The following is an 11,127-nucleotide window of genomic DNA, read 5'->3' on the forward strand; positions in this document are numbered from 1 at the left end:
GCCCAATATTCCACGGAGGCCAGATCGCTTGGTCGCCGCCGAGGTTGATCCTCTGGCTGCTTTCTCCGATCCCGATCCACTCGCCAGCGATGACCCGTTGGCAGGTCTTGGAAGCACCGAACCGATCAAGCCTCCTGCAGAAAAAACAGCCGAGAAGAAAGACCCGCACGAAGGATTGTGGACGGAGGATTGCTATCCGTCGGCAGAATCCTGCCGTGCTTGTCACCCCAAACACTACGACGAATGGAGCGTAAGCAGTCACGCTTATGCCACCGTCTCACCGATGTTCCAGCGTTTCGAGCAAGCGATCACGGAATTGACCGAAGGCACAGTCGGGTACTTCTGCATGCGGTGTCATTCGCCAGTTGCAACGCAGTTGGAAATCCCGCGCACGGTCAGCATTCTGGATCAGCCACCGATCGCTCGTGAAGGCGTGACCTGCATCTCGTGTCATCGCATCAATGAACACTATGGGCGCAGCAGCAACGGGGATCGCCGAATCGAACCGGGCAACATCCACGCCCCGGTAGGTCGTGGAGGCGACGGGATGGGATTGGCAACCGCTCTGGCAAACGCCGAAAAGAACAAACTCAAGACGCATCCCGGCCAAAAGGGTGCGGGTCAGGCGATCCACAACGGGTCGTACTTCTTCGAACCGCTCACCAAATCGGACATCTGCGCTTCGTGCCATCAAGTCGCAGTGCATCCCGGCATTGCACTGGAAGTCGTCCACGCTCAATACCGCAGCGGACCAGCCGCGAAGTGCGGCATCTCCTGCCAAGATTGCCACATGGGTGCGGTTCCCGGCAAAGCGGCCGGCTACGAAGAATGCCATGTCGCAGAACTCTCAGGCAAGCCTTACGGAAAGCCTAAGAAGCACTCCAATCACACGTTTTGGGGCCCAGGATACTCCATCGCTCACCCTGGGATCTTCCCGCACAACCCCAAAGCAAAAACGTTCACACCACGACAATGGCTGACCTTTGACGACCGCGCCGGTTGGGGCACAGAATCTTTTGAACGCAACGTCACGGACGCCATGCATTTCCCCAAGCCTTGGGACAATGCAGATGATCGGCGTGACGCTCGCAAAATCATCGACGTCAACATTGCCAAAATGAACGAAAAACGTGGCTACTCGGCAATGACGTTGGAAGCCGGTGCTCAAGTCAGCGACCCTGTGTTCTACACCACGCCTCGTGTTGGCATGCCGTTGAAACTGGGCTATCGAGTCGACAACATCAGCACTGGGCACAACTTGCCCACGGGCTCGCTCGGTGCTCAACCGCAACTGTGGTTGAACGCTGTTCTGATCAATCCCAATGGTCAACGCGTTTGGGAAACCGGTTACTTGGACGCCAACGCGGACCTGTGTGACATGCACAGTGTCGAAGTTGCCAAAGGCCGGATCCCTCGTGACAAGAATCTCTTTAACTTGCAAACCAAGTTTTTGATCAACAACGTTCGCGGCACCGACCGCGAAGCCGCGTTGCCACTCAACTTCAGTTTGGACCAACTGGTGTTCCTGCGTCCCGGAGCACAACCGATCAGCGTGCTCAATCACCCGCCGCTGATTCGGATGGAAGCCCACAGCATCGCGCCGCTGGACCACCGAATCGCCAAGTACACCGTTCCCGCGGAAGCCTTCCAAGTTCCGGGGCCGTATCGACTGAGTGTCCGGATGCGTAGCCGAACCGAACCCATGTATTTCATGCGTCAAATCAACAGCACCCCGGACATGATTCGTCGAATGAACGAGCGGATGATCGACATCTGCCATGACTCGCACACATTCATGGTGCGTTGAGCATGCGACAATCCAATCGATCCATCTCCAGCACTTTCCTCTGGTGCGTCACCTGCCTGTTCATGGCAGCGACGTCCGCGGAAACGTTTGCGCAGACAGTACGACTTCGCCCAACGCGTTTGCCAATCGTTCAGCCGGACTCATCCGAGATTCCATTGCAAGAACCGTTGCCAGGTTCAAGCCTCGTTGCACCCAGCGTTCTCAACCTTCCATCTGCTTCTGGGATGGTGGAGCGAAGCAAAGCGAGGGGCGAGCGAGACTTCCGCATGCCTGCGCCTCAGCCCAAGGCGGCGTCATTCCCACCACCGCAAGCGAGCTTCGACTTCGCCGGCCACTCCGCCGCTTCGCTCGGTTCGCCAACCGCAGAGGGCCGGTCCGTCCTGCAAGAGGAATCCGCGACGGACTTCGCCAAATCGGCTGGACTGGGAAAGCTCACTCACTTCGCCAACGACTTCTCACCCACACCACTGCCAGAACAATCCAACTGGCACGATGGATCACGGGAGCAGTGGGTCTACGACGCGAAAGCGGCGGTGCCCACGCAGAGCCCATGGATCGAATGGGGACGCGTGTTCTATGGCGACGGGATCACACCTCGCGGCAAGAATTGGTTCGGCCGCACCAACATGGCCCGACCGGAATTCTACGTGTACGGTGACTACCGCTCGGGAATCAGCACCGGACGCAATGCGGCCGGCAGGACCGACAACTGGGCCAATCGTTTGAACTTGGATTTGGACCTGCGCCTCACCGACTCCGAACGTTTCCACGGGTTCATTGGGCCTCTGGATCGCAACAATCAATTCACACGAGTCGATTTCGAAGACGGAAATTTCGACTACCAAGGGATCTTTGATCCCAACTTTGTGACCGCTTTCTTTGAAGGTGACCTCGGTGCGATGTGGGGCGGCTTTCACGGCAAATCATCCCCTGCTGAGATGCCGGTGACGATCGGTTTGGTGCCGTTGATTTTCCAGAATGGGATTTGGATGGAAGACGCCGTGACCGGTGCCGCGTTTGCGATTCCGGCCAGACACAGCCGCGCCCTCAACTGGGCGAACTTTGATTGGACGTTCTTCGCCGCGATTGACCAGATCAACAGCGCCGCCTTTGGAACCGACAAACATGCCGCGCAAGCCTTTGGGACAGCCTGCTTCATCGACGCCTACGACGGATACATCGAAGCCGGCTACGCGTACTTGCGAGACCGCAACGACACCCGGCGAAGCTATCACAACATGACGATCAGCTTCACCAAACGCTATTTGGATCGAATCAGCAACTCCCTTCGATTGATCATCAACACCGGACAAAACCTACCGGATGCGGATGTGACCGCGGACGGCGGGTTGTTCTTATGGGAAAACAGTTTGATCACGGCGTCACCACTCACGGTCGTTCCCTACGCCAACTTCTTCTATGGTTGGGGACGGCCTCAATCCGTCGCCCGCGCCGGCGGCAGCGGCGGCATCTTGAGGAACACCGGCATCAACTTCGACACCGATGGGCTGAATGGTTTTGCAACGCTCGACCCCACCGGATTCGACACCGCGGGTGGTTCCATTGGAGTGGACTTGATCGGCAATCAACTGGATCGTCAGTTGCTTTTGGAGGCCTCTTATCTGACCGAACACGGCGACTCGAACCTGGCCGTGCAAGGCGACCAATTTGGTCTTGGAACTCGTTATCAGTTCCCCATCTCGAACCGCACCCTACTTCGGTTCGATGTCATGCACGGCTGGCGAAGCGATCTGCCCAACGTGTACGGCACCCGGATGGAGTACCGCTGGAAGTTCTGAAGCCACTCCTCTGCCAACCGCCGTCGCTCCGCGACTGTTCGCTCAAAACGTCGCCCAACCAACCGCGGAGCGGTGACATTCGATAGCGTCGGGTTTCAACCCGACGTTCCAGGTCCGCAAAACCAATCCAAAGCCGCGGAGCGGCGGCAGGTGGATACCAACTCTACCAACCGTCGTCGCTCAGCGACTTGGTCGGATCTTCCACTTGATCAATGCGACTCAGGTAACGTGTTCGTCATCAAACACATATCGGGGATCAAACTTGACGTTATGCTTCTCGAGAAAAGCCAAATACTCGTCTTGGAACGTTTGCCGACGATGGTGCTCTTCTTGGTTCTCAATGTAGCGTTTCACTGTCTCAGACATGGACTCGCTAACAGAGAAGGCTCCGTATCCCCGTTGCCATTCGAATTTGGCAGGGACCATCTGGTGGGCGTTGATCCACTTGGATGAATTCCCCTTCAAGAGCTTGACCGTATCGGCAATTGCCATTGAAGGGTGAATCTTCAACAACAAATGAATGTGATCTTCGATTCCTCCCGCACGAAGCAAAGTCGCACGGTGCTCCGAGGCGATCCCGCCGATGTAGGAATGCAACTCATTCCGCCAGATGGGCTTCAACAGTTTGAAACGTTGCTTGGTGCTGAAAACAACGTGGATAAGCAATCCGTGATGCGTTGATGGCATGAGGGAGTCGTCCTGAAAAGCGGAAGAACGTCGACCTCCATCGTATCAGTCGCTCAGGATGGCGTGGTCGAGGCATCGCCAACCAACCGCGGAGCGGTGACATCCGTTTGCGTCGGGTTTCAACCCGACGCCCCGGACGCCCCCCCCCCAATCCAAAGCCGTGGAGCGGCGACAGGTCGTTCTGAATTCATCGCCAACTGTCGTCGCTCCGCGACAGGGGTGGGCGTTGGTCCCCGCGGGACCGTGGGTTGAAACCCAAGGCTGAACAGATGCCGTCGCTCCGCGACTGTTCGCTCAAAACGTCGCCCAACCAACCGCGGAGCGGTGACATCCGTTAGCGTCGGGTTTCAACCCGACATCCCGGACGCACCCACCCCAATCCAAAGCCGCGGAGCGGCGGCATTTGGCAGACACGGGTTTCAACTCGAGGGCTTGGCTCATAGCATCATTTGGTGCCTTCCCCCTCCAGATTGATTTCAACCAATGAAACCTGACGACAACCTCTGCCTGTGTTTCCACGTCCCGAGGCGAAAAGTCGAGCAATTCATCCGCGTGCAGAAACCTCGGCGGGTCAGCGAACTGTCGGAATGTTTTGGAGCCGGAACCGGCTGCGGTTGGTGCCGTCCATTCCTTCAACGTTTGTTCGATTCCAGTCAGCCGGACGCTGAAGTTTTGCCCAATCCCAATCAGTACCAGAACGATCGCAAGTTTTTCCGCAAGCAACAATCAGATGACAACTGAGCGGCGTTCCGCCTGGGTTTTGGCGGTGTTTTGAATCATCAACGTCAGAAACCGAACAATCGTCAAAAATGGCCAAGTTGCTCTGTGAAGTTGGCTTACCGATCCAGCGATGCATGACGGACAAATGGCTGCGTTCTAGCTTTCAATGCCAGTTTGTTCTTCGCAATTCTTCATTGATCGCAGGTGTTTCGGTTGAGTCATTCAACATCCATTTCAGATTCAGCAACCAACACCGTTGAACGCTTGGAATCGGAGGTGCGGGGTTATTGCCGACTCTTCCCAAGCGTCTTTCGTACTGCAAAAGGCTCGACATTGACGACCGCGGAAGGGCGTCAGTTCATCGATTTCTTCTGCGGCGCTGGATCGTTGAACTACGGTCACAATCCGCCGGCCGTGAAGCAAGCATTGTTGGACTACGTCTCTCAGGATGGGATTCAACATTCGCTGGACATGACGACCGAGGCCAAAGCACAGTTCTTGGAGTCATTTGAAAAAACGATCCTGCAACCGCGTTCCATGGACTACAAGATTCAGTTCACCGGCCCTACCGGAACCAACGCGGTCGAAGCGGCGATCAAGCTCGCAAAGCAACATCGCAAACGCTCTCACGTGGTCGCATTCACCAATGCGTACCACGGCCATTCGCTGGGTTCGTTGTCTCTAACGGGGAACCAGTCCTACCACAGCGAATACTACGGGTCGCACAACAACGTCAGCTTTCTTCCGTACGATGGCTACCTCGGCGATTTCGACACGACCATCTTGCTCGAAAAAATGCTGACCGACCGTAGCAGCGGAATGCCGCTCCCTGCAGCAGTCGTGCTAGAGACGATCCAAGGGGAAGGCGGGATCCACGTTGCCAGTGATGCATGGTTGCAACGAGTCCAAACGCTATGCCGCGAACACGACGTGCTGTTGATCGTGGATGACATTCAAGTTGGCAATGGCCGGACGGGAGAGTTCTTCAGCTTCGAAAAAGCCGGCTTATCGCCCGACCTGATCTGCCTCTCGAAATCCATTGGCGGCGGGCTACCTCTGTCGCTGGTGATGATTCGTCCCGAGTGCGATGTATGGCAACCAGGGCAACACACTGGCACATTCCGAGGCAACAACCTGGCTTTTGTCGCGGCCAACGCGGTTTTGAACCACTGGGATGAGGTCTCATTCGTGGATGGCATCCAAGTCCGCGGCAACACGCTTCAAGCGTTCTTGTCGTCCATCGTTTCGGAACACGCGAGCGAAAACTGGGACCTTCGCGGTCGAGGAATGATCTGGGGTCTGGACGTTCGCCGGGGCGATCTGGCTCGCCAGGTCATCGACACCGCATTTCAAAATGGCTTGCTCCTGGAATCCAGTGGCAGCGATGACGAAGTCCTCAAGTTCATGCCAGCCCTGAACATCCCGGAACAACAACTCCATCAAGGTTTACAACTGTTTCGACAAAGCTTGCAAACAGTGCTTTCCGAGTCTTCCGGAACCACGCCAACACTCATTCCATCCACAGGATCGCCGATCGCCTCACTTGGTTCATCGATGGTGGTCTCATGAAGTCAATCGAATCGATCCCGCCCTTCATTGACTTGTTTTGGAAACAATGCGAATCCACGCCAGATCGCGTTGCGGTTGTGCAAGACGATTGCTCGTGGACCTACCGTGAACTGCGGTTGCAATCTTGTCACATCGCTGAGTCACTACGTACCACAGGCGTTCTGCCGGGTGATCGAGTGGGAATGTGTGTCGACCGAAGTCCCATCGCCATCGCTGCGATGCTGGGAATTCATCTGGCCGGTGCGTCATTTGTACCGTTGGATCCAGAGTACCCGGCCGAGCGATTGCGTTTCATGCTGGATGACGCTGAAATCAAAACGCTGATTGGCCACGTGAAATATCGTTCGTTGTTCGATACCGATGAGTCCTCGACTAGCTCGGCAGAATCAACCGCAACCCTCACCTGGATGGATGCAACGGACTTGATCTGTGCTGACAACTCGTCCATCCCCCCGGTTCGAGAAGATCATTTGCAACTGACCGGCGAGGAACTCGCCTATGTCATGTACACCTCCGGGTCGACAGGACATCCTAAAGGCGTGTTGATCAATCACGCTGCATTGACGACCTATTGCGAAGCGGACATGGAAGTCTACCGCTTGCACGCGAGCGACCGAACACTGCAGTTCTCAACGCTGACCTTTGACATTGCGATCGAAGAAATCTTCCCGCCGCTGTTGTGCGGAAGTTGTGTCGTCATCCGACCATTGGAACGCGCCGATTCTGTCAATGAATTGTCTCACTTGATCGAGACTCAACGCATCACCGCTGTTCACCAGGCAACGGCCTACTGGCATCAATGGGTCGACCTGATGCTAGCGACAAAATCGCGAGTGCCTTCGAACCTCCGTTTGATGGTGGTGACGGGAGAAAAGGTGAGCGTCGACCACTACCATCGCTGGCAAACCCTCTGCGACCAGGAAGTGCTGTGGTGCAATGCGTACGGGCCAACCGAGGCGACCGTCACAGCAACCGTCTTCTTTCCAAAGCCAGACTTCGCGGACGCGAACATGCCGATCGGCAAACCGTTGCCTGGTTACTCCGCCGTGATCCTCGACTCGGAATACAACGAAGTCCCGGTTGGCGAAACAGGTCAATTGTTTCTCGGCGGTCCGGCCCTTTCGGATGGGTATCTGAATCAGCCTGAACGGACTGCCTCCGCTTTCATCGACCGCGAAAGCGCGGACGGGGAAGTCCAGCGTTGGTACCGGACGGGAGACATCGCACGTTGGCTGGAAGACGGCAACATCGATTTCGGTGGCCGGGTGGACCACCAAATTAAACTGGGGTCGTACCGCATTGAACCGGGTGAAATCGAAGCCGCACTGACCTCGATCGCGGGAGTTCACGAGGCACTGGTAACGGCGGAAACAACCGACGGCCAAACCACACTGCTCGCGCACATCGGACTGGGCCCGAACACGCTCTCCTGCGAAAAAGCCGACTCAGTGTCCGAGTCCAATCGATCGGCAACCGCGTCCCTGCTGGCGCAGCAACTTCGCGAAAAGCTGCCTCCTTACATGGTGCCAGCCCGGTACGTGTTTACCGAAGTCTTTCCGAAAACGATCAACGGCAAGATCGACCGATGCGGACTGCCGAGCAGCGATCAGGCAGTGGTGGCTCGCGACGAGCATGTCGTGGAACCTCAAACCAAATTGCAACAGCAGCTTTGCGACATTTGGAGTTCCGTGCTTCAGATTCCTCAGATTGGCATCGAAGACGACTTCTTTTTGCTCGGCGGCAGTTCGCTATTGGTCACGCAAGTGGTGGCTCGCTTGAAAGACGAACTGGGGCTCGAACTTCCGGTCCGCGATTTCTTTGCCAACCCAACCGTTGAATTGGCCGCGAGTCACATCCAAGCGATGCTGGGTGAGCGACGAAATTCAGCGACAGCCCCGATTGCCGCCGTTCAATCCCAACGAGAACGTCTGCCGGAGATGGAAGCGTTCTTTTTGCCTAGCGGCTCTCATGAGCTGTTTGCTGTTCACTATTCGCCGCCCCAACATTCGATCCGGCAGAACCGAGCGGTGGTTTTGTGCCACGCGTATGGTCATGAGTACGCTCGCAGTTACCGCAACCTGCAACAACTCGCGGTGCACTTGGCTCAAACCGGATTCGATGTCCTGCGTTTCGATTACGCCGGAACCGGGAACTCGCACGGCAATGCGTTGGAAGCCACACCGCACGTGATGATGAAAAACATCCGAGACGCCTCACGCTGGATGCGTCAACGACACGAAGTCGAATCAATCTCTTTGATCGGCATTCGATTGGGAGCAACCCTGGCGGCTTGTTCCGACACCACGTCCGTCGACCAATTGTTGCTGTGGGATCCAATCGTCAACGGGGAAACATTCCTCGAACAGCTCGATCAATTGCATGCGATGACACTGTCAAACGGCACCCGTTTTTCACGTCCTCGCCAGCCAAGTTCGATCGACCAGGCTTACGGCACCCGGCTCAACCACATTGTCCGCCGACAGTTGAGCCAGTTGAAGTGGAATGCTAGCAACTTCAACCACGAGACCGTGACCACGCTGTTGTGCAGTCGTGATTATCCAGCGACAGAATCGAACACGCTTTCATCCGACACGGAGATCCCCTTCATCCAATTGGACGATGAGATTGGCTGGGAGCGTCCTGAGCTAACGGAGTCAGCGTTTTCTTCCCCAGGAGCCATTCAGCAAATCACGCGGGTCCTGCTGAAAGAATCGAACATCCGCCGTGCCATTGAGGTGAAATCGTGAGCCAAACTACCCTATCCAACTCCCCATTCGCACCATCGTCGGCGACGGTCGCTTTTGCCACGCCCCATGAAACCGACGTGGAAAAAGAACCTGCTAGTCGCTCGACAAACGAACAAGCCGTCGTGTTTGGAAGCCACCAACATTTGGTCGGTGTGTTTCATCCGACACCTCGTCCGATCGACCGAAAAACCGCCGCCATTTTCATCACGCCAGGAATGCTGCACAGTGCCGGTCCGTTCCGACTGCATGTGGACCTTGCCAACACCTTGGGCAGTCGCGGGGTGGCGTCCTTGCGGTTTGACCTGTCTGGAATTGGTGAGAGCTTGCCGATTGGTTCGGGCGGTCGTTCGCTTGATCGCGCGAGCTCAGAAATCAGCCAAGCGATTGATTGGTTGCAGGAACAACACGGTATTCAACAAGTGATCTTGTTCGGGCTGTGTTCCGGTGCCGATGACTCGCTGCATGCCGCTCAACAAGACCCGCGAGTGTGTGGTGTCGTCGCGATGGATGCCTGCGGGTACCCGACGCCTCGATTCCATTGGAACCGGATGATTCATCATTACCTTCCAAGGCTGGCATCGATCCACGCTTGGAAACGATTGGCCCGACGAGTGCTCCATCAGTCCCACGCGAGCCGGTGGCTGCTTCGAGCCTTCCCTGAATCATCCAAGCCTGAATACTCGACCATGCCGATGGGCACGGATCTCCGAGAGTACCCCTCTCGTGAAATTGCCAAACTAGAATTTCAACGACTGGTCGATCAAGGATGTCGTATGCACTTGATCTACACCGGCGGCGTCTCGGACACCTACAACTACGCCGAGCAATTCTTTGACATGCTGCGTGGTGTCCGCTGGAAAAATCACGCCAGTGTGGATTACTTTCCGCAAATGGACCACGTCGCAATTCTCTGCGAAGACCGGCAGAAGGTCGTCGATCGGGTGGTGGAACGAATCGTTGACTTCACTCGAGAGAACGAGCAGGCGGCCTCGCGAGGTTCGCTCCCCTTGCTTTTTGAGAGCCCATGACGAACGATAAAAGAGACGGAAGCGACTAAGCTTCTGAAATCGTTAGTCAAGGAATGGTTGGATGTCTCGCTTTTTGTTTGGAATGTTGACGGGTGCCGTGCTGATGTACGGCTCGATGCATTACCACCTGGTTCGCGGTGAAGAAGGTTTTTTCTTGGTACCGAAGATCAGCAACAACCTCCAAGACGTCTACGTCGACATCCGTGATTTCAACCTGGATGATTGGAAAGAACACAAGCCGTTGGCGGCTGCGATCATGCAGAGCAATCAATCGGAATTGCTATCCGACGCCACCCTGACAGGATTTCGCGAAAACGTCCACACCCTGGTCGATGGTCTGTTTTCGAAGCAATGATCGAAAAAGACGTGGCGCAACCGTCACGACCGATGCATTGAATTCGCTTGCCTCATCCGTGGCATTCATGACAACGCGAATCAGGATCGGAACTCTCGAGCCCCACCGCTCGAAGCGTCGATGATTTCCAGCAGCGCTCAATTCAGAGCCTAGGCTTCACGCGTGATGGGAATGATCGCAATGGACATGAATCGCAATCGGTATTTCATGATCGGAGTCCTGCTGATTTTGCTGGGCGTCCAATTTCGAATGGTTGACTCGTTTGTTCTGAACGAACCGACGACCCGAGCGATGGCAAAGATGTCAAAAAAATCCAACGTCGTCGCTCAAGATTCATTCAGCAATTTCCTGATGCAGGTTCACCCCAAGCCGACCAAACGCGTGCATCCACCTCGTTGGCTAGGCCTGGCAATGA

At 55.8% G+C, this 11,127-nt stretch carries 9 protein-coding genes; 8 read left to right on the forward strand and 1 reads right to left on the reverse strand.

Annotated elements, in window-relative coordinates:
- Positions 1 to 1,807: multiheme c-type cytochrome (locus ACF8AM_RS07050; RefSeq protein WP_392554950.1), on the forward strand; the 1,807-nt coding region annotated here is incomplete at its 5' end.
- Between the two features lie 266 nt (positions 1,808 to 2,073).
- Entirely contained in the window at positions 2,074 to 3,606 is a 1,533-nt protein-coding gene (locus ACF8AM_RS07055; protein ID WP_392554957.1) for a hypothetical protein, read from the forward strand.
- A gap of 219 nt (positions 3,607 to 3,825) precedes the next feature.
- Here ACF8AM_RS07055 and tnpA read toward each other — a convergent pair whose 3' ends face one another.
- Positions 3,826 to 4,293: an IS200/IS605 family transposase gene (gene tnpA / locus ACF8AM_RS07060; RefSeq protein ID WP_392554951.1), complete on the reverse strand. Its 468-nt coding sequence runs from the start codon at positions 4,291 to 4,293 to the stop codon at positions 3,826 to 3,828.
- A gap of 483 nt (positions 4,294 to 4,776) precedes the next feature.
- Between tnpA and ACF8AM_RS07065 the strand changes: the two genes are divergently transcribed.
- From ACF8AM_RS07065 to ACF8AM_RS07090, 6 genes are all read left to right on the forward strand, one after another.
- Positions 4,777 to 5,034, forward strand: coding sequence for a bacterioferritin-associated ferredoxin (locus ACF8AM_RS07065; RefSeq protein ID WP_392554952.1), 258 nt, complete (start codon positions 4,777 to 4,779; stop codon positions 5,032 to 5,034).
- A gap of 183 nt (positions 5,035 to 5,217) precedes the next feature.
- Entirely contained in the window at positions 5,218 to 6,582 is a 1,365-nt protein-coding gene (gene ectB / locus ACF8AM_RS07070; protein WP_392554953.1) for a diaminobutyrate--2-oxoglutarate transaminase, read from the forward strand.
- Entirely contained in the window at positions 6,579 to 9,329 is a 2,751-nt protein-coding gene (locus ACF8AM_RS07075) for an amino acid adenylation domain-containing protein (protein WP_392554954.1), read from the forward strand. Before ectB ends, ACF8AM_RS07075 begins: the two co-directional genes overlap by 4 nt.
- Positions 9,326 to 10,357, forward strand: coding sequence for an alpha/beta fold hydrolase (locus ACF8AM_RS07080; RefSeq protein WP_392554955.1), 1,032 nt, complete (start codon positions 9,326 to 9,328; stop codon positions 10,355 to 10,357). The genes ACF8AM_RS07075 and ACF8AM_RS07080 overlap by 4 nt, the downstream gene beginning before the upstream one ends.
- A 61-nt stretch (positions 10,358 to 10,418) precedes the next feature.
- Positions 10,419 to 10,712, forward strand: coding sequence for a hypothetical protein (locus ACF8AM_RS07085; RefSeq protein ID WP_392554956.1), 294 nt, complete (start codon positions 10,419 to 10,421; stop codon positions 10,710 to 10,712).
- Between the two features lie 180 nt (positions 10,713 to 10,892).
- Positions 10,893 to 11,127, forward strand: a 235-nt coding sequence (locus ACF8AM_RS07090) for a hypothetical protein (RefSeq protein ID WP_392554958.1), incomplete at its 3' end; no start/stop codon positions are given.

Origin of the sequence: Rhodopirellula sp. JB055, assembly GCF_043100905.1 — a bacterium.
Lineage (GTDB): Bacteria > Planctomycetota > Planctomycetia > Pirellulales > Pirellulaceae > Rhodopirellula.